The organism is Leptothoe sp. LEGE 181152 (assembly GCF_032906605.1).
In the GTDB taxonomy this organism is placed as follows: domain Bacteria; phylum Cyanobacteriota; class Cyanobacteriia; order Phormidesmidales; family Phormidesmidaceae; genus Leptothoe; species Leptothoe turfae.
The window spans coordinates 40,369-59,846 of the sequence record NZ_JASATU010000014.1 but is presented as its reverse complement, the minus strand read 5'-3'; the positions used below and the strand labels follow the sequence as shown (position 1 = coordinate 59,846).

The window sequence follows — 19,478 nt, the reverse complement described above, 5'->3', positions numbered from 1 at the left end:
GAATTAAATAAACATATAATGGAAACTTAGAGAGAACCGCTGGTGATTTGTTGACTCGCAGGGGCTTGCGACAAATTATTTTCTTGTGTCAGCCATTGCTTATCCAAGCTTTCAAACGGATAGAAGGCAAACCAGCCTAAATTTTGAACATAATAAGCTGTGTTGTTATCCCAAAAACCATTCTGATAGCTAGGCTCTAACTTTTCTTCTAAAATTTGTTCTGCGATACTATCTTCAATGCCCTGGAGACCAAAATAAAGCATCGCGTATTGAGCTGTTGATTCATAGCTCACGGTAGGTGTACCCGATGTAGCAATACGAGCAGGAATAAAGCGCTGCGACTGCCAAAGCTCTATTAGAAACGTTAAGTGACTTTGGAGATAGGCGTTAGCCCTGGGTTCATCAAACCAGAGAGCATCAAGCCTGACACGCCACCAGACTCGATAGGCATCAAAACTATAAACCGACGGTAGTATAGCTGCATCGCTCAATTCAAACTGTCCACTTTGCATGTTCAGTAGCACCCAATCACCAGGCAGTTGACTAGCTGCCAGTTCAGAGGATGCTTCTAAAACCCCATAGCTACTTTCCACTAAAGACATCCAGTCTCGCCTAGGATCAACTTGGGCAAATAGCCGAAAGGCATAGGGAGCCATGTAGCTAGGATTAAGGTAAACCTGGTTAGGTTGAGGCTTAAATGCATCGACAGGACCAGGCAACAAGTAACGCATTGACCCAGACTTGTCATCAACAGCGGTAGTCACCAGTGTTGAATACTCCCAAAGGTCTGCTAATTTGAGCTGAGCTAATTCAAGATAGTCGAGCCGATTCCACCGACGGCCAGCCAAAATCAGTGCAGTAATAGCATCAATATCGGCATCGCTCGCGAAGTTTTTATCGATGGTGCCCCATGTCCCGTCATCATATTGTCCCCATCTCCACGACCAGAGATGATCTTGTAGAATACCCTCGGCTGTGTGACGACGAAGATTTTCTTCTGCCCATTGCAACGTTTGGGAGAATGTTTCTGGATCATTCACAAGCACGGCTCTGAGCATGGCATAGGCCTGTCCCTCAGAGGTTGAACGATCTTTATCTTCGCGATCGATTACTCGGCCATCGGTCTGAATAAATCTTTGGCGATACGTTTCCCAGCTTTGGGTGATAACATCCTGGGATGTGATTCCTTGGGCAGTAAATGGGGATGAATCTTTTTGGCTATTGAGATTAGAAACCTGTGACTGTGAGTTATTAAGTTGTCCAAGCTCGCTACTTGGGCCTGTCGATTGTAATGAACAGCCAAAAAGAGTTGTTATTCCGATTGAAACAGTTGCCCGCAGGCTAGATTGGATCAAGGTATTGAATGTGGAGTAGTAGTTACTCATAGCACCGGAACAAAAGCTAATTTAATATCGTTCCCAAAATGGTTGAAACCCTCGTCGATATAGATATCCCTGAGTTAAACTTACAAGCGCTGATTGAGCTGATTGATTGTTAGGATCGTCTGCCAAGATATCTTCATATATTTGGGATGCTTCATTTAAGCGCTGTTGTGTATAATACAAACCTGCCAATGCCATGAGGCCACTGGTGTCATTGGGATACGCTCTTAGCAGGGTGGTATACGCTTCTTCGGCCAACTCAAATTGCTCTAAGTCAACAGCTAAATCACCTTGTGCAAAAAAGTCGGAGCGTTCTACCGCAAAATTTCCTTGAAACGAGCGCATTAGCAGCTCCTTAGCTTCAGCTTCTGATATTCTCTTTGCCAAAAGAGCTAAACGAGTCCGTCGTAAGATTTGAGAGGTTGTAGGTTGTGGGCTTTGTGCAAGCAGCTGATCGTAAAGGACCAGAGCTTCTTCATTACGCTCTTGAACCCTAAGGATCTCAGCATATCCAGTCAGAGCTGCTGCTGTAATGGACTGATCCGTCGGTCGACTGCGTAATATAGCATCATAAATATTGCTACTGGCTGCGAAATCTCCTTCGCGGCGTTCAATATCAGCTAATAAGAGCAGGCCACTACTTTGCCGATTGATCCCTAATGCGCTGTCAGCATAGGTGGCTAGTGCAGCTCGAGCAGCTTGATAGTTTTGGTTCTCAAGATAGACTTGGGCAATTCGATAATACAAGAGAGGTTCTTGTAGACCACTCTCAATAAGGGCTTGGTATAACGGCAATAATGAAGCTTCAGGGGGATCTAACCGGATTAAACCTCGGGCGATATTTCTCTGTGTGCCCATATCAACGGATGATGACTGAAGTCCTCGCAAAATATTTTGTAGGTCTGCAATCGATGCAAAACCCAGTTGTTTCTCTAGAACTCCCCTTTGAAATTTCAACCCAATATCATCTGGTTGCTGGGAAGTAAGTTGACGATAGACTTGTAAGGCCAAAGACTGCTGACCAGGTAAACCACTGAGGGCATAAGCAACCTCTCTAGCCACTCCGATAGTTACGTACTGTGAGGGTTGAGCTAATATTTCTTGATAGTGGGCAGCGGCTTCATTAGCATAAGCCGGGTTCTGACTGTAACGCCAAAGTTCATTGTATGCTCGGGCTAATGTTAGTCGAGAATCTTGACGACCTATCACAGGAGCGATAGCAGTTTCGGCCTGTTCAAATTGGCCATTAGCTGCATAACTTGCTGCTAGTGCACCTCGCTGTTGCAATGTTATGTTATTTTCACCACGGCTTTGTCGTAGTGCACTTTCTAAAATTTCGATTGACCGGCCTGGATTACCAATTTCTCTTTCTGCAAGAGAATAGGCAATGGTCGCACTCCCTTGAATGGATCGTCCACTATTTTGATAGTGTCTGAACAGCTCTAATCCTTGGTTGTAGTTGCCGCTGTAGGTATAGGCTTCAGCGGCACTTAAAACTGTTTCAGGAGAAGGACTGCCGCGTAGTACGCGGGCATAATCTTCTGTAGCTTCACTAAACCGACCTTGATAGGTATAAAGCAAAGCCCGTTGAGTTAACGCACTTTGATCTTGAGGACTATTCTGTAGTAGCGTTGAGAGAGCCTCTATTCCCTGAGATTGCCACTCTGGGCGATATCCTCCTAGTTTCCCAATCGCTCTGAGTGCATCTACATTATTTGGGCTAATATCCACGATTTTTTGGTAGGTGCGAAAGGCATCAGCATCTCTTCCAGCCCGTTCATAGGACATTGCTAAACCTAAGTTAGCCTCAAGAGACTGTGGCGTGCGTTTTAATGTTCTTCGAAACTCTCTAATTGCCTGATCTACTAAACCCTGCTCTAGTAGAGAGAATCCCTGTTGGGATGATTTCGCTTCAAGAGTAGGCGTCGTTGGTTGAGCCCATACTGGAGTCGAATTTCCAAGATGTGTGCTAGATAATAATATTGCACAAATAAAAACAGTTTTAAGATGGTGTCGATATCTCATTCTTCTGGCAGAACTTTGATAAAAGCTCTCTATCTTATGATTTTCAGTACTCTAATGTGATCAAAGAAACTTTTTACTGTCCGCTATTACTCTTTGCTCAAGGTCAACAGATCTACCAGCCAAAATCGTACCCTAGCCGAAACTGAAAGACTGTGTCCGAAAAACCGTTGGTTTGCTGGATACTAGCACCCACTCTAAACTCGTCAACGGGTTCAAAGTCATAGAAAACTTCAAAAACCTCTGGTGATACTGAGCCTTCTATCTCTTGAAGGGAATCGTTGGAGACTGTTTGACCGTAGGCTACGCCTAATCGATCATTGTCTGAAAGCAAGTCAAATAAAGTTACACCAAGACTAAAGGTCTCGCCGCTAAGATCGAGAGTCTGGTTTTCATAAATACCGTATCGTCCAAATAATCCTAAATTTGCCTCTGGAAAATAGACTTCGCCATTGATTCCATAGGAAACTTCACGATCACCTGGCAAAATACCAGTCTGTCCATTACCTCTATCAATTAGAAAACTGTTTTGGAATCCTGTATCTGCTCCTCCATCACGACCAGAAACATAGGTACCTCGGACAATTACATTGCCAGAGCGATAGGCGACTTCACCAGCGTAGCTATCAAAATTAAAGTCACTCAAATCTCGGTCTGAGGAAAACGCTGCGGCGCGGAGATCTAAGTTATCGTTAACACTCCAATTGATGAGTGCCCCTAGATTAGAGTTACCCAGCGATGATCCGATAGCAGGGCTGGTCTGAAAAGCCCCGTTAAAGAACTGAGTCGCCCCATCTTTAGCGAAACTATTACGATCAAAATAGGAAGAGAAATCGAGCTGTCCTGCTATCAACCTTAAATTTGGAGAAGATGGTAAAGAAGCCGCTAGATAAAGTTCATTAAGCCTGGCCCCCTCATCTGAAGAATCTACAAAGGCAGTGCCATTAACTGCTTCGACAGACCCTCCTATCAGTAGATTTTGACTGATTGGATACGTTGCATTAATGCGAGCGCGCCCAGAAAACTCCTCATTGCCGACAATAGATGTACCTTGGAAACTGAAGTCAGGAGCAAATGGATTATCGATTAACCCAGAGTTGCTTCTTGATGGGGAAGCTGGTGTTTCAAAGGCTAACCTTTCCTCAGAAAACGGTTGACCAGACGGAAGTTGAGAGAAGTCATTGGCTCTTGAAGACGCGGTTTGAGAAGTACCTTCGGTACCTGAGATAAGACTTTGCAAATAGGTTTGATCAGAATGAAAAAATGCCTCGTTTGTTTGTTGCTGTGATGAAGTGAAAGGCGTTATCGTGGGCAATATTTGTCGAGGCGGAACAGTATTGGGCTGTTGTAAGACAAATAAATCAGCATTACTGCAATTTTGAGTGCAAGATACTAATTGTTGCCGAACAGGTGGCTCTGGCAAGACTGAGTTAGAAAAGCTTGGTTGTAGCCTGGTTTCAGGAACTGGTAATGCAGAATATTTAGCAAGAATTTGTAGATCGTTAAGATCAGAAAAATCATTGGTTTCTACGGGTGTGAAATTGACCCATTCATTATCCTTATTCTCTTTTGATGCTGGACTAGCTGTTGCAGGGGCTGTAAAGAGAACGTTTGGGGCAACTTGCCCCAACGCTAAACCTACAGATGTTATATGAAATCCGATTTTAAGCCAGGTAGGACCGTTGCTATTTTGTGTAGGCGTTGATTGAACCATATTCTTTAAAAAATACGCTAATCTAAATCTGAAAAAACAAATACGATCGATGGTCCGCGTCTAAACAGGTAGCTGCTTTAAGCGCCGATTCTTTAGCCGTTTGATTTGAAGTCGGAAAACTAAGGACCTCTGATGTCAAAAGGATCTATCAATAGCGAAGCATTCAGGACAGTTAATCTATAAAATGCAGAAAATAAATAACTGAATACTGAGATTAAAGTCTGGTCTAGCAATTCACTGAGTACTGCAACAAGTAGAAAGAAGATGCTTCTACTTAATTAGCTGTTTACCCACCGAATTGTGTGGTGACTTTGGTTCAATACGATACACCTAAATAGAATGTCAATATACTGTTTGTCTAATCTTTAAAGTTAACTAACCAATGTCATTGTTCGCCTAATTTAGTTCATCTCCTTACTCGAAGCAGGCTTAAACGCTTCAATCGTAGATTCCTCAGGTATTTCAAGATAGCATTAGACAAGTAAATTGCATCTTGTCTATGATGAAGATATTGACCTGTTCTAAAGTCCGTATTTTACTTGAGAAATTTTGTTGAAGATTTACTTGATACATCCCAATTAGGAATACTGATAGCGTTCTTATTCTCCGGAAAAGTGCTTGATTTAAAGGTCAAGAGTCGGCTACATAAAAAGAGGCTGGAATTACTACTATGAAATAATTCTGCCCCTCGCTAGAGAATCTAAATGACTAGATGATTACTATATATATATTGCCTAAAAATAATCCGCTCAAACTCAATATGCAGACGTGAATGATAGAGCTACTCAACCAGAGCCAAGATGAGGTCAGGAGTAACCATCAAATTGTCAAGATCTGCCACAGCCACGCTAGCACCGAGTGTTTCAAGGCTGAGCCTATGGGCGAAGAATTAATGAAAAATACGCAATGTCTTTATTGACAGACGTATCGAGTGGCTCAAACACTTAAAGTATGGGACAGTAAGTATGGGACAGTAGCAATCTCCACTGGAGATGAATAACACTCTGGTGGTGTGAGTGATGGTGGGCAGCGAGCAGTGAAGGGGTATTCAACGTGTTTGAGCAACGATATGTATAGCTACTATGCCTAATTCGAGGCTGCATAGTTGTTTAAGCACATATGGTTTCCCAACAGGAAAGCATATTTGACATTATTTTATAATGGGCTGCCACACTTTACAGTTAAATTAACCAATTGCAGCCGTGAACTAACTATACTGACAGGTAAGTAGAGATTAGGGGATACTTTCCTCTACGGCGAATAAGCCTGTTTTAGGGTGAAACTACCAAATAGAAAGCAAGGTGTGATAGTCATTATTAATTACGTAAATAAGACTTTGCAAATCAGCTACAGACTTCAACAGATCCCTAAAATTGCATTGCTGTACTCCATCTTTTATTACGTAATTAGGATCAGGGTCAACAATAGACATCTGCTATAAACTTAGAAGTTGTCTTCGAAAGCTCATTATGCATCTTAGCTTTCTAAAGCCAGATTATAGAGAATACTTGCAACCTTGAAGGATTAATTCCTATTAACCTTAGCCGCGTAGAGACGTTTAGATCACAAAACTCTCTTTTGCTAATAAGTAGTTCTATGTGTTGCGGAACTGGTTTGATCCTTGGTGCAACCCTTGCACGTGAGCCGTTCGATTAAATTGTGGTCTATTAGGAACGATTGGTAGTTATGAAATTTAGTACTCTTTTATCTTCTAGTCTTTTAGCGGGGGCTGTATTCGCAGTTGCAACACTCCCTATTGCAGCTATCCGATCTGACTCTATTGAAGTAAAACTTCAGGACAAGTCATTTTTCTCCAGTGATTTCCAAGAATTAGCGCTGCCCTACTTGAGTGGTGTGACATTTGTAAGTTTAGGTGCTGGTTTTACTGTATTAACTTTAGGCGGTTGGCGTCAAGCTTCTAAAAAATTAGATAAGACGCAAGCGACAATCAATCAGCTCCAACAGGAGATGGATGAGAAAAAAGCGGCACTTGAAAAGTTGAGATTCTCAGAAAAGCAGTTGAATAAGATAGGACTAGATGCGTTTTTGCATGACGATGTTAGCTTTGAAAAGCTGCAGACAGAACCTGCACAGCAATTTGATGTAGCACATGTGAAGCAGCCTCAATCAATGTCTTCCGAATCTAATGCTGCTGGATCTCAAACCACTGATGACCCTGTTGCTGAAACCCCTAGCTCCTTTCAGGGAAATACTAGTAATACAGAAAAATTTGATGCTTCCGAGGAGTCACTACAGCTAAATCATTTGCTGACAGGTTTGCAGCATATTACAAGTCAGATCGAAGTTCTGCAAGCTGCTCAAGCTAGCTCTTCTTATCAAAAAGTGTAGTTAACTTTTCTTGTCTGAGCTGAAAGTTTTAACTTTCAGCTCAGATGAAAGCGTTGCTGAATTGGTGTTTTGTGGAGATGCTCAAGGTGATCGAGCACTGCTAATAAAACTTTTGATGAAATGGGTTATGTATCCATTTTTTAGAGTAGGGCTCTTATCGAGGAATTTCTTCTAATTTTGTAGTACGTTTCCTGTGAAGACTCATGTGACTGTGTTGTTGTTCACTATGAGGTTTCTAGACAGCCATTCTTGACTTGCATGATTTGAGATAATTTGAGCCACTGGGTATCAAATGATCCTAGATGAGTAGTGGTGATGAGGGTTTGAAATCGATCTTCAATGGTTTCAAGCAGTTGATTTTGTCGATTTAAATCTAACTCAGCTAATACATCATCTAGAAGTAATAACGGTGGTTCTCCTACTATCTCTTCTATTAGCTGCAACTCAGAAAGCTTTAAAGCCAGAACCAGCGTGCGTTGTTGGCCTTGCGAACCATATTGCCGCGCTGGTGTATCATTAATCAGAAAGTTGATGTCGTCTCGGTGGGGACCGACTAATGTGGTGCGCTGGTAGTATTCGGCCATGGCGCGAGATTGTAATTTTTCTAGGAATGCCTGCTGAATTTGTCCAGCATCGTCGGTGTCCACATCTACATTAGGACTATAGAAAATTTCGAGTTGTTCGGTACTCCCACTAATGGCTTGATGCCAAGACTGGGCAATGGGAATCAATCGCTGTAGCATACGAGCTCGTCGTCGGATCACCCGAGTGCCTAATGTGGCAAGTTGGGCATCCCAGAGTGCAAGCTGAGTGGGGTCTAAGGGAGGTGTCTGCCCTGGATCTGCGGTTTGTTGTTTGATAAAGGCATTACGCTGCTTTAGTACCTGGCTATATTGCTGCAGAATATGGAGATAAACTGGTTCTAGTTGCGTGAGTAAGCTGTCAGTCCATGTCCGGCGGGTGACGGGGCCTCCCCGCACGAGTTCCAAATCTAAGCAGGAAAACTGTACGGCGTTGAGGTTGCCGAGAAAGTCTTGCTGGCGGCGTAATGTTTCGCCATTGATCACTGCTGTGCGACGACTACCTCTGCGTAAGGTTAGCTGTAAAGAAGATATGCCTAATTCCCGTTTTAGGCTAGCTTGGATTTGGGCGCTGTTGGTGTCGTTTTGTATGAGATCGCGATCGCGACTTGTGCGATGGGATTTCAACGTCGCTAAGAGTTCTACTGCTTCTAGCAAATTAGACTTACCCTGGGCATTTTCTCCCAGTAGGATCGTTTTGGGTGCCAAAAATTTGACAGCTTGGTCACTGTAATTACGAAACTGTTTTAAGTGTAAGGATTGGAGAAACATATAAGGACCGAAGCGTTATCCCAGTCTAGAATCAGACATAGCTTTACAGTACGTTACATTTAGAGGGTGAGCGTTTGGGAGTAATGAGTTGATGATCAGCGGACAATGGATAGGGAGTGGTCTGTGGAGTTTAGCATTGGCAGTCGCGACGGTTGCGATCGCAATTTTTCATCGCCGCTTACAGGCATCCTTGGCTACCGCTCCCCGATTGCCGTTACTGCAGACAAGCCCCAATTCATTGCCAGCCGTTTCTTTAATTATTCCGGCATATAACGAAAGCGTAAATATTACAGAGTGTTTGGACGCCGCTTTAGCCAGTCATCTGCCTCATCCTGCGGATTTACAGGTGATTGTGGCCGACGATGAATCAACAGATAATACAGCAGATTTAGCTGCGGCAGTCGCCCTGACAGATGATCGTGTGCAAGTATTTACCGTGCCACCCCGACCGACTGATATTTCCTGGCGTGGCAAAACTTGGGCCTGTGCCAATGCTGTGGAAAAAGCTGTTGGCGACTATGTGCTATTTATCGATGCGGATGTACGCCTTGAGCCTGATGCGATCGCCACAGCCCTAACCGATTGCCAAAAGCATGATGCCGACCTATTAAGTTGTGGTCCGGGCATTATCTGTGGGTGTTTAGCTGAATGGTTGGTGCAGCCAGTGATGATGAGCTGTATCGCCGTTGGTTTTAATTTTGAAGCGGTGAATGATCCTAAAGATACGTCAACTGCTTTTGCTGCTGGGCCATTTATGTTGTTTCGTCGTAGTGCCTATGATCGGATTGGGGGGCATCGAGCAGTGGCAACTGAAACTGTGGAAGATGTGGAGCTAGCGAAGCTGGTTAAGGGCAGTGGGTTGAAGCTACGGTATCTGCTGAGTACTGACCTGATTAAAGTGCGCATGTATCGTTCCTTTGCGGCGCTATGGGAAGGCTGGACTAAAAATTTCTATGAAGGAGGTGGGCGTAACCTAGGCGCTACTCTCTATTCTGCCTTTGCCCTGAGCCTGATTTTTGTGATGCCCTGGCTGGGTTTAGTAACTGGATTATGGAATTCCTTGTTTGGTGGTGGCGTTGGCTGGTGGGTGGTGACTGGGTTAGGCGTCTTCAGTGTTGCTCTGCAGGTGTATATGCGCTGGGCCGCTCAGCGAGTATTTAACCAGCCGTTTCGCTACTGGTGGTTGGGGTGGCTCAGTGGTGGTATTGTGGTTGCGATCGCGCTTACCTCAATCATAAAAACTGAAACTGGCTGGGGATGGACTTGGCGCGGACGATCTTTGTCAACATCCTAAGGTTCTGCACTCAGCTTAATCAGAAGGCTGCGGTTCTCAACATGATGAACACAGCCTTCGAAAAAAAATCCATATAGTTATTGACACTACAATGCTAAAAGCTGTTAATATACATTGGCTGGCAATCAATGTTGACTTTGCACTGATAGGTCTAGCTCATATATCCTTATTGGGGTGTGGCCAAGCGGTAAGGCAGCGGGTTTTGGTCCCGTCATTCGTAGGTTCGAATCCTACCACCCCAGTTACTTTCAGAGACTTGTTAAAAAGGCTGGCCTAAAGGCTGGCCTGATTTTATGGGTCTTTGGTGACGATATTTGTCCGTTTATTTGACGCGGAAAACCTCGTTATTAAATTATCTAAACCCTACTTTTTTGACCATAGTGGTTGTCCAGGTAGGGCAATAGAAGTGAACTACTTGATGATTAAAGCTTGGGTACCAGGCCAACCATTGCCCAAGCGCACTTTTAGGCCAAGCCGTTGTCCTTTTAGTGGATTTTGTTACCATAGCAACTGATTTTTGGTGGGTGTGGCTTCTAATGGGCTGCAAGCCACAATTGTCCAGTGCGGTTGTAGTGACCAAGCTGTAAGAAGATGGGGCCGATGAGATATGGAATTAGAAATACAGAATCAAATATTAGTTAAGCGAAGGGCTATATGAGTTCCATTACGCCTTCTTCTGATTCTGCGTACCAGGATTTTCTACGAGCTATTAAAAGCCAGGTGGTTCAAAGCCGCGTTGGGGCAGCGCGAGCTGTCAATCGTTCGTTGATCGAGTTTTATTGGTCGTTTGGGCAACTGATTGTGGAACGGCAAGAGGCTTTGGGGTGGGGTAAGGCTGTAGTAGAGCGTTTATCGGCTGACCTTAAGCAGGAGTTCCCTGAAATTAAGGGTTTTTCGCCTCAGAACCTGTGGTTGATTCGGCAGTTCTACACCGAGTATCAGCAAACGCCAAATCTCCAACAGCTTGTTGGAGAAATTCCCTGGGGCCACAATATCCTAATAATGCAGCGGATTAAGGATGAAGCAGCCCGACACTACTACCTGGAGGCAATGGCCCGTCTGGGGTGGACAAGGAATGTGCTGCTAAACCAGATCAAGGCCGGTGCCTATGAGGTCAGTCTGCAAGATAAAAGCCACAATTTTAAGGCTGTGCTTCCAGAGTACCTGGCAGAGCAAGCTGAGGAAACGCTCAAAAGTCAATATAGTTTGGAGTTTTTAGGGATTGCTCAAGCCGTTCATGAAAGAGAGTTGGAACGCAATCTGATTGCTCGGCTGAAGGATTTTCTGATTGAACTGGGCTATGGCTTTTGCTTCATTGGCAATCAGTATCGACTGGCGTTAGGAGATAACGAGTATTTTCTGGATTTACTTTTCTATCACCGCTTTTTGAAGTGCTTGGTGGCGATTGAGTTAAAAACGGGTCGATTTCGACCAGAGTATGCAGGAAAGATGGATTTTTACTTGGAGGTGCTCAACGACCAGGAGCGTGCGCCGGATGATAACCCAACGATTGGAATTATTCTGTGTGCTGAGAAGGATCGGTTGGAGGTGGAATTTAGCCTGAAATCAAAAGCGAATCCAATTGGTGTAGCAACCTATCAGCTATATCCCGAAGTGCCGGAGGAATATCAAGGTATGCTGCCCACCGATGATGATTGGCGAAAGTTACTAGAGTCGGCATTATCAGAAGAAGCATAAACCAGTTAATACAACCTCTAGACAAGTTATAAAAATCTTTTAAGAGATTTTCTTGTAAACCAGAATACCTTGATATTCATGGTCTTTGCAGACTTTACAACAGAAAATTAATGCTAACTTTTGCCTAAATCTTAGTCATTATTGTTGCTGCCAAACAACTAATCCATTCCTGTTAATATACCCCCATTTATCCTCCATATTAAATTTAGCTAATCCATGCTTAAAGGGGTAAGCTCTATCAAATTGAGGCTGAATAACAATTTGGCCGGAGGTATTAATATAGCCATACCTGCCTGTAGTCTCCTTAAAGATCGCTAACCCATCGTAGAAATTTCGACTTTCTGGGATCTCTAAGTCATTACTAACAGCAGGAAAATTTATCTCTTGAATAGCTTCTATAATCAGAGTTCCAGACTTATCAATATAGCCATATTTCCCTTCAGAATTTCGTTTGGCTAATGCAAGACCTTCAGAAAATTTACCTATATAAACATAAGTAGGTGAAATAATTATATTGCCATCTAAGTCTAAGAGTCCAAAACGATTATTATTAGAGACGCGGATTATACAATTAGATTCAACACTAGAGAAATCGTATTTGAATGGAATCTTTAAATTTCCAGAAGTATCGATCAAACCATATTTTTTAATATTATTTGACTGACTAGCAAAAGGATTCATACTAGAACTAACTCTCAGCTTATATACACTTGCTAAACCGTTGGTATATCCAAGAGCTTCAATATTCGGAAAAATATTTTCTCCCATTTCAATAGATACTTCACCTTGCAAGTTTATATATCCGCTGATGCCATAATCTCCATTAAAACCAACAAAGGAAGCTAATCCTTGACGAAATCCATTAACTTGCGAATAGTAGTTTTCATTTACGTAAGAACCATTTTCATTGATAAGTTTCCATTTATCCCCGGATAAGACAAAGGCACGATTTTCTGAAAAGCCCTTTATCTTATCAAAAATTGGTTGGTAAACTAGTGATCCAGCACTATCAATAACACCTTGTTTCCCATCAACTGTGATAATTGCCAAATTATTGGCGAATGGGAATGCGGCTTCAAATTTTGGTTCAATTACTATATTGCCTTTAACGTCAATATATCCCCACCTTCCGTCATCCAATGACTTAAATGCTGCTAAACCTTCCGAAAACTGGCTAACCTCCTTAAATTTTTCTTGAATAACAATATCCCCATCGAGATTTATAAATCCCCATTTCTGATTAATCTCGACTGGAAAGAGCTGAGAGTCTTGAAAATAAGATTGAGTCTCTTCTTTCAATTGTATGTTTGAGGAATTACAAATCTGTGTCAATTGGGTAGGAAGAGGGACAGTACAACCAAGCGTTAAAAGTGAAAGTGTAATAGCTATAAATTTTCTTGATGGCTGACTCATGGACTCAAAGTAAAACCTTAGTGTAAGAGATCTAAAATTATTCCAATATCTTCAAATTAAAATTGGTTGGCAATAATTCTAACTCCTTATGATAAAAATTAGGTAAGTAAGTGGCCATAAGTAAACGTATCTCTGAATTACTGAATTACTGAGATGATTACCTGGCTGGTTATGGCATTTTTAATAATTTCGGTCACCTACTTAATCAAAAACGGTTTCCTATAGGAGATTTTCGTAACTACTATATTCATTCTTTTTCACATCAGAACTGAAATTTTTCTGTAGAAGAGCCTATAGATTTCAACTTAGACGTGGGATAATTTGGAACTTTTAGGGATTGCTCAAGCAGTTCATGAAAGAGAGTTGGAGCGCACTCTGATTGCTCGGCCGAAGGATTTTCTAATCGAGCTGGGCTATGGCTTTTGCTTCATTGGTAATCAGTATCGACTGGTGTTAGGAGATAACGAGTATTTCCTGAATTTACTTTTCTATCACCGCTTTTTGAAGTGCTTGGTGGCGATTGAGCTAAAGACAGGGCGGTTTCGACCAGAGTACGCAGGGAAGATGGATTTTTACCTGGAGGTGCTCAACGACCAGGAGCGGGCACCCGGTGATAATCCAGCGATCGGCATTATTCTATGTGCTGAGAAGGATCGGCTGGAGGTGGAATTTAGCCTGAAATCAAAAGCGAATCCAATTGGTGTGGCAACCTATCAGCTGTTTCCCGAAGTGCCGGAGGAATATAAGGGTATGCTACCCACCGATGACGATTGGCAAAAGTTACTAGAGTCAGCATTATCAGAAGAAGAACAAACCAATTAAGAAAGCCTCTAGACAGGCTTAAAAACTCTTTTAAGAGGATTTTATTATAAGCCAGAGTACAATGGCATTAATAGCCTGGGAAGACGATACAACAGCAATTAAACACTAACTTTTGCCTAATAATTAACATAAGTCTTAAAAAGAGGCTAGACTTATCGATATAAAAGATTAATAGCTATGGCATCAGTATCGATGACCATCAGTTAGTTGGCTCCAACATCATTGATGGTGACTTTTCAAACTGGAATGACCAGTACCAGTTTGCCTTAGCCAATGAGCTAGGTGGGGGTCGACCCTGGCTCGGTAGTTATGACCTGGTGGCGGTTTACAACCAAGCCTTTGATGCTAGCGAAGTTGCACAGAACTATCTTGCGGGTGCTGATATTTCTGTGCCTGTCGGCTTTTAAGAATGCTTGAGGGCATTTCCATAGCGATCAAGGATGATGATATCTGGGCCGATAGCGCATATCTTTCGATAGCGATGATCACGGCTTAAATGGCCATGGTCATGGCAACTGTGCGATCCGATAGCAAGCTCATCAAGGCGGTACCTGTACAAACCTCATGTGCTCGATCCTATCGCTATGGAGGGTTCTTAATGGCCTGGGCGTAGGAATTCTGGGGTTTTAGGGTTTAGAGTGAACCGACATCGATGTCCTGAATGGTGGGATTGGCATCATGCCACTATCACTATTCAGGGCTCGAATTGTTGCAACTTAGATCAGCGCAGGTTTTTTCCACCAAGCTCTCTGGCACATTTGTCCTGTTCATGACCGGCAAGGCTTTAAGTATGCTGAAGCAAGTGCTGCTGAGCTAACGGCACAACTGTTAATTGATGATTTTGTCAATAGTGATTGGTGGCGTTGTAAAAAGTTGTTGTAAGAACAATCTACCTGAGCATGAATTTTATGTAAGTATTTCGATGGATTTTGCCTAAAAGAGGACTGCTAAGGCTGTAGTAGATGAAAAAGTTGGGTAGTGAAAGCCTCAGTTTTAAAGACTATGTATAGTTCTGTTGAGATTCTTACCGATCTTTTGTTGAGGTGGATGTTCTTTTTGTAGAATTTTCGACGATTTGTTCAAATGAGTGCACAAGCTACATAGTAAAGCAACCGCTACATACGTAAATTTATTTGCCCTCCAGCAGGAAACTATTGTTAGGACTTCTTAGTCACTAAAGTAGGTTGGGCATTATCACTACAGTGTTTTTTCGGAAAGCTGTTTGCTAATTGCTCTAGCAGTATGAGAGGCTAAAACTTTAGTCTGCCACTACTGCTTGGGGACTATTGTTGCTGTGCTTGTGTGGGTATGTATGTATTCTCATCGGTTCTTTATTATCCCATTAAGTTTATTCGATGAGTTCATGCAAGGCACGGAGTGACTATTACAGCAGTGGTATAACGCTATTGGAATGGTTGTTCAGGTGTCATCTCCCTTCACCAACAGGCCTTCAGGTTGACAGGCAAATAGTTCCTTGTATAGGACATTTGAATGATTGTTCTTGTCTTCGACCTCAGTTGTGAATGTTTTTGTATTAGTCGTAAGGTAGCCTTCTGGAAAATCATGCAGTACCAAGCTTCTGTCGTCACTTCAGACCATAATTTCAAAGACTCTTATACAAATGTATCTGCCCTAACTACCGATAAAGTGCCTAAGGTCAATATATTAGACGTTGAGATTGACAACCTTTCCCGACAGGAGCTATTAGAGCGTTTAGATGCTCACGGCGGAGTTGTGGTTACACCCAATGTGGATCACTTGATGAAACTGCAACACGATACAGACTTTCGTGACGTGTACAAGGCTGTGGACTATCGCGTTTGTGATAGCAAGATCCTGATGTATGCGGCTCAATTTTTAGGTACGCCCATATGTGACAAAATCTCAGGCTCTGACTTGTTGCCCTGGTTTTGTGATTATCACCGCGAAAATCCTGACGTGAAAATTTATTTGTTGGGTGCGGCTCCTGGTGTTGCCAAGCTGGCTCAGCAGCGTATTAATGAGCGTATTGGGCGTGATATTATTGTTGAGGCTCACTCACCTTCCTATGGCTTTGAGAAGAACCCTGAGGAGTGCGAAGCAATTATAGAGCGCATTAATGCTTCGTCTGCGAATGTCTTAGTTGTTGGTGTTGGTGCGCCTAAGCAAGAAAAGTGGATTGTGAAGCACAGAGAGAAACTATCCACCATTAAGACATTTTTGGCAGTCGGTGCAGCTATCGATTTTGAGGCAGGTCATAAGCCTCGTTCTCCTGAGTTTGTGACTGAGTTGGGTCTTGAGTGGTTGTACCGAACAATGTCTGAGCCTAAGCGTCTGTGGAGACGTTATTTGATTGAAGATATGCCTTTCTTTGGTATGGTGTTTCAACAGTGGTTAGCTAAGCGAAAGAAGCGAAAGTCAGTTTAAGTGTATTGTCAGAAAGCATTTGGAGGCTACGCCTAACTGCTACGTACTAATGCCATTTCATCACGATAAAGCCCTGAAATGTCTGTAGACATTTCAGGGCTTTTCTCTATTTTGTTAGATATAGCGCACTGCTGGATGAATATCTCCAGAGGGAAGGTTGTGCCAATCTAGATGTTCTGTTGTTATTTTCTGTTTTTTGAGAATGTTGTTGAGGAGATGGGGCAGTGGAAATGAGTTATAGCTCTTCTATGTATGCATCCTGGCCTTGGAGGTTTCGTAATGATGGAGAGTTGCGGTCAATAATATACGGGAATTGACCTGTTACTAAGGGGACAATAAGTCGGCTGGTGTGAGGTGCTTCGAGGGCATATAGCATGGCTTGGGCGGTTGCGATCGCACCCTCTCCTTGCCAGCGTGTTAACCAAACATGAACTTGATCTGTTGTGGATTTATCTTCTGTAGGTATCGAGGAGACGGCAAACATATTATTGCCGGGATCGATCACCATCCGCTGGGAAATACCTGTTTTGAGAACAGAAAATGCCTGGGTAGTTACGGTCGCCTTGACAGTGTTTTCTGTTAAGCTGCCAGCACTTTGAGCATCACCCCAGATCAGTAGCTTATCGCCTACTTGAGAATCTACGTGACCTTGGGTTGCTGTCACAATAGCCAAAACAACAGGGCCTTGGGATAGTTGATTTAAGAGGCAAGAAAACAATTCTAGTGAAGACGTTTTGGGATCAACCGTCATCTGAGTCATAGATAAAAAAGCTCTCTCGTTAGCAGAGCGCTACTATTGTGTGGGCGATTGGGACGGATTAGTCTATCTAAGCTAAGGCGAAACGTAAAGATATATTATGGCAATCATCCTTAAAAAAGACATCCTTTGTTCTGTTACAAGGGACAGTTAAAAAAGGTGACCTTACCGTTCCCTTTATAGTTTTCAAGTTGATTATGGGACAGACAGCAAAAAAAATTGGCATTATTGGCGGCGGTCAACTGGCCTGGATGATGGCCGCTGGCGCTAAAACTTTAGATTTGAGTTTGATCATTCAAACGCCAGAGCAATCTGATCCCGCCGTTGCCATTGCTGATCATGTGGTTTTTGGGGCAGTGGCTGACGCCGATACAACGGCTATCCTGGCCAAGCATTGTGATGTCATTAGTTTTGAAAACGAGTTTATTGATCTACCAGCGCTGCAACTCCTTGAGAAGCAGGGCACTCAGTTTTATCCTCAGCTGAGCTGTTTGGAACCACTGTTAGATAAATATGATCAGCGGTTGTACTGTCAGAGTTTGGGGTTGCCCTCTCCTAAGTTTGTCGCGCTAAACTCAAAGGCCGATCTGCCCCAATTGGAAACTAGCGTTGCTACTGTTGGATTCCCTTTGGCCCTCAAAACCCGTCGCCATGGATATGACGGTCAAGGCACCTTTATTTTGCAAGACCTGGATTCTGTCAAAGCTACCTGGGCAAAACTCGGCTATCAGCCAATTCTATTAGAGGCCTTTGTAGCATTTGAGCGAGAACTGGCAGTTATGGTCGCCCGTTCTCAGACGGGTGAAATCGCCCTCTATCCTGTGGTTGAATCCCAGCAAATTGATCAGGTCTGTCGCCGTGTGATTGCACCAGCAGATGTTGGCGATCCCGTGTGTCAGCAAGTGGCTCACATTGCCACTACGTTATTAACTCAGCTTGGCGTAATTGGTATGTTTGGGATTGAGCTATTCCTAACCGCTGATGATCGCGTTTTGATTAATGAGATTGCCCCCCGTACCCATAATTCGGGGCACTACACTCTGGATGCTTGTGTGACGTCCCAATTTGAGCAACAGCTACGGGCAGTGAGTGGACTATCACTGGGATCGTCTGATCTTAAATGCTCTCAGGCTCTGATGATCAATCTTCTTGGATTTGAAAGTTCCACATCAAACTATAGAGAACAGCGGGCGGCTTTAGCCGCATTGCCGAATGCCCAAGTCTATTGGTATGGCAAAGGGGAATCTCGTCCGGGACGAAAATTAGGTCATGTCACGGTGACATGCGATCGCGTCCATACCCGCGATCAGCTCAACCAACTCATTCATCAGATAGAAGCCCTCTGGTATCCCGAATCCCCTTAAAACGTGGGGACGTTCCATGGAACGTCCCCACGTTTTTGGGTTCTATTTGAAATAGTGATTGAGGTGAGGAAAACCGCTCAATCATCTCTATCGATCAACCCTTGTCGATTTACCAGGACAGTTGGTTATGATGACTCTAGTTTCACTACGACGTTGGTGACTGCCAACAATGTTTCTTGATCTATGCTTTTCACTTAAGGGCATCGAACAGGATCGCGGTGGCAGTATACCGGGCTTGTACCCGGAAACTATAAATCGCGACCACGGGCCCACCTGGATTTTCCAGGTCAAAAACTGAGGTAAGACGGCGTTGCGGTGAAACTTTTAAGATTTGAAAAGCTCTTGGTCGTTAGATCAAGAGCTTTTTGCTGTGGGGTTCACTATCCGGTAGTATTATTGATACTGTTGGTGGGTACAAATATACTATCCCATGGTTCAATACACGATTCCTCAAAGTCCCGAAAATGTATTGATCACCGTTTCTGGACGTGATTCGGCAAAAGCCCGTGAAAAGGCAATGGATCAGCTTCTAGAGATGATGGGTGATGGTAAGCTAACGGCTGATTTAGATGACGGCTTTACCCCAAAGGATTTTATTGAAGTGAAAGAACAAAAGACAGAACCCACCGCTGAGGAAAATGCAATTGTTGATGCGGTGCAGATCCTGAGTAGCTTGGCTAACTTAAAAATTAAGGTGCAGGGATCCCGCAGTGAAGCTTTGAAAGTAAGAGAATTAGTAGATTTACTGTTTACTGATGATGTCATTACTGATGAGCAGCTGGAAGAATTAAAGAATGGTTTTAAGGTGCTTAAAACCTTTGCCCAAAGTAATTTGCGCTATCGTGATGCGCGAGCTAGTGCAGAAGAAGCTCGAAAGATATTGGATGAAGCCCTTGGTAAATAGG

13 protein-coding genes, 1 tRNA gene and 1 other RNA gene are annotated in these 19,478 nt (G+C 43.3%); 9 read left to right on the top strand and 6 right to left on the bottom strand.

Features of this window, described 5'->3' with window-relative positions:
- Positions 1-26 precede the first annotated feature (26 nt).
- The 3 genes from QGP82_RS07405 to QGP82_RS07395 all read right to left on the bottom strand — a co-directional run bounded on the left by QGP82_RS07405 (position 27) and on the right by QGP82_RS07395 (position 5,118).
- Complete coding sequence (locus tag QGP82_RS07405; protein WP_499058120.1) at positions 27-1,385, bottom strand: family 8 glycosyl hydrolase; 1,359 nt, start codon at positions 1,383-1,385, stop codon at positions 27-29.
- Between the two features lie 21 nt (positions 1,386-1,406).
- The gene (locus QGP82_RS07400) at positions 1,407-3,407 is read right to left on the bottom strand and encodes a tetratricopeptide repeat protein (RefSeq protein ID WP_499058119.1); all 2,001 of its coding nucleotides are present in this window, start codon (positions 3,405-3,407) and stop codon (positions 1,407-1,409) included.
- 112 nt (positions 3,408-3,519) lie between these two features.
- Positions 3,520-5,118, bottom strand: coding sequence for a hypothetical protein (locus QGP82_RS07395; protein WP_499058117.1), 1,599 nt, complete (start codon positions 5,116-5,118; stop codon positions 3,520-3,522).
- A 1,686-nt stretch (positions 5,119-6,804) separates the two neighbouring features.
- Here QGP82_RS07395 and QGP82_RS07390 point away from each other — a divergent pair.
- Positions 6,805-7,467 carry a hypothetical protein gene (locus tag QGP82_RS07390; RefSeq protein ID WP_163663972.1) on the top strand — a complete coding sequence of 221 codons (663 nt, stop codon included), beginning with the start codon at positions 6,805-6,807 and terminating at the stop codon, positions 7,465-7,467.
- A gap of 224 nt (positions 7,468-7,691) precedes the next feature.
- On the opposite strand, the gene recF is transcribed toward QGP82_RS07390, so the two are convergent.
- Positions 7,692-8,819, bottom strand: a complete 1,128-nt coding sequence (gene recF, locus QGP82_RS07385) for a DNA replication/repair protein RecF (protein ID WP_163663974.1) — start codon at positions 8,817-8,819, stop codon at positions 7,692-7,694.
- A gap of 91 nt (positions 8,820-8,910) precedes the next feature.
- On the opposite strand from recF, the gene QGP82_RS07380 reads away from it, so the two are divergent.
- The 3 genes from QGP82_RS07380 (at position 8,911) to QGP82_RS07370 (ending at position 11,811) form a co-directional block, all read left to right on the top strand.
- Complete coding sequence (locus QGP82_RS07380) at positions 8,911-10,113, top strand: glycosyltransferase family 2 protein (RefSeq protein ID WP_499058114.1); 1,203 nt, start codon at positions 8,911-8,913, stop codon at positions 10,111-10,113.
- A 170-nt stretch (positions 10,114-10,283) separates the two neighbouring features.
- Positions 10,284-10,355, top strand: a tRNA-Gln gene (locus QGP82_RS07375).
- A 412-nt stretch (positions 10,356-10,767) separates the two neighbouring features.
- On the top strand, positions 10,768-11,811 hold the full coding sequence (locus tag QGP82_RS07370; RefSeq protein WP_499058112.1) for a PDDEXK nuclease domain-containing protein: 1,044 nt from the start codon (positions 10,768-10,770) through the stop codon (positions 11,809-11,811).
- 138 nt (positions 11,812-11,949) lie between these two features.
- Here QGP82_RS07370 and QGP82_RS07365 read toward each other — a convergent pair whose 3' ends face one another.
- The gene (locus QGP82_RS07365) at positions 11,950-13,224 is read right to left on the bottom strand and encodes a WG repeat-containing protein (protein WP_499058110.1); all 1,275 of its coding nucleotides are present in this window, start codon (positions 13,222-13,224) and stop codon (positions 11,950-11,952) included.
- A gap of 321 nt (positions 13,225-13,545) precedes the next feature.
- Between QGP82_RS07365 and QGP82_RS07360 the strand changes: the two genes are divergently transcribed.
- Both QGP82_RS07360 and QGP82_RS07355 read left to right on the top strand, forming a co-directional pair.
- A complete protein-coding gene (locus QGP82_RS07360; RefSeq protein WP_499058109.1) occupies positions 13,546-14,046 on the top strand; it encodes a PDDEXK nuclease domain-containing protein in 501 nt (166 codons plus the stop codon).
- Positions 14,047-15,693: 1,647 nt separating this feature from the next.
- Positions 15,694-16,452: a WecB/TagA/CpsF family glycosyltransferase gene (locus QGP82_RS07355; RefSeq protein WP_348918294.1), complete on the top strand. Its 759-nt coding sequence runs from the start codon at positions 15,694-15,696 to the stop codon at positions 16,450-16,452.
- A gap of 235 nt (positions 16,453-16,687) precedes the next feature.
- Here QGP82_RS07355 and QGP82_RS07350 read toward each other — a convergent pair whose 3' ends face one another.
- Positions 16,688-17,212 (bottom strand): XdhC family protein, encoded by a 525-nt coding sequence (locus tag QGP82_RS07350; RefSeq protein WP_163667079.1) that lies wholly within the window; start codon positions 17,210-17,212, stop codon positions 16,688-16,690.
- Between the two features lie 194 nt (positions 17,213-17,406).
- Between QGP82_RS07350 and QGP82_RS07345 the strand changes: the two genes are divergently transcribed.
- The 3 genes from QGP82_RS07345 to QGP82_RS07335 all read left to right on the top strand — a co-directional run bounded on the left by QGP82_RS07345 (position 17,407) and on the right by QGP82_RS07335 (position 19,477).
- Positions 17,407-18,573, top strand: a complete 1,167-nt coding sequence (locus QGP82_RS07345) for a 5-(carboxyamino)imidazole ribonucleotide synthase (RefSeq protein ID WP_163667076.1) — start codon at positions 17,407-17,409, stop codon at positions 18,571-18,573.
- Positions 18,574-18,712: 139 nt separating this feature from the next.
- Positions 18,713-18,896, top strand: a non-coding RNA gene (gene ssrS / locus QGP82_RS07340) — 6S RNA.
- 107 nt (positions 18,897-19,003) lie between these two features.
- Positions 19,004-19,477, top strand: a complete 474-nt coding sequence (locus QGP82_RS07335; RefSeq protein ID WP_499058106.1) for a BAR domain-containing protein — start codon at positions 19,004-19,006, stop codon at positions 19,475-19,477.
- Position 19,478 lies beyond the last annotated feature (1 nt).

Bases quoted from the DNA above. Each gene is read 5' to 3' on its own strand.
- QGP82_RS07405 (WP_499058120.1), bottom strand. From the start codon at position 1,385: ATGAGTAACTACTACTCCACATTCAATACCTTGATCCAATCTAGCCTG.
- QGP82_RS07400 (WP_499058119.1), bottom strand. From the start codon at position 3,407: ATGAGATATCGACACCATCTTAAAACTGTTTTTATTTGTGCAATATTA.
- QGP82_RS07395 (WP_499058117.1), bottom strand. From the start codon at position 5,118: ATGGTTCAATCAACGCCTACACAAAATAGCAACGGTCCTACCTGGCTT.
- QGP82_RS07390 (WP_163663972.1), top strand. From the start codon at position 6,805: ATGAAATTTAGTACTCTTTTATCTTCTAGTCTTTTAGCGGGGGCTGTA.
- recF (WP_163663974.1), bottom strand. From the start codon at position 8,819: ATGTTTCTCCAATCCTTACACTTAAAACAGTTTCGTAATTACAGTGAC.
- QGP82_RS07380 (WP_499058114.1), top strand. From the start codon at position 8,911: ATGATCAGCGGACAATGGATAGGGAGTGGTCTGTGGAGTTTAGCATTG.
- QGP82_RS07370 (WP_499058112.1), top strand. From the start codon at position 10,768: ATGAGTTCCATTACGCCTTCTTCTGATTCTGCGTACCAGGATTTTCTA.
- QGP82_RS07365 (WP_499058110.1), bottom strand. From the start codon at position 13,224: ATGAGTCAGCCATCAAGAAAATTTATAGCTATTACACTTTCACTTTTA.
- QGP82_RS07350 (WP_163667079.1), bottom strand. From the start codon at position 17,212: ATGACTCAGATGACGGTTGATCCCAAAACGTCTTCACTAGAATTGTTT.
- QGP82_RS07345 (WP_163667076.1), top strand. From the start codon at position 17,407: ATGGGACAGACAGCAAAAAAAATTGGCATTATTGGCGGCGGTCAACTG.
- QGP82_RS07335 (WP_499058106.1), top strand. From the start codon at position 19,004: ATGGTTCAATACACGATTCCTCAAAGTCCCGAAAATGTATTGATCACC.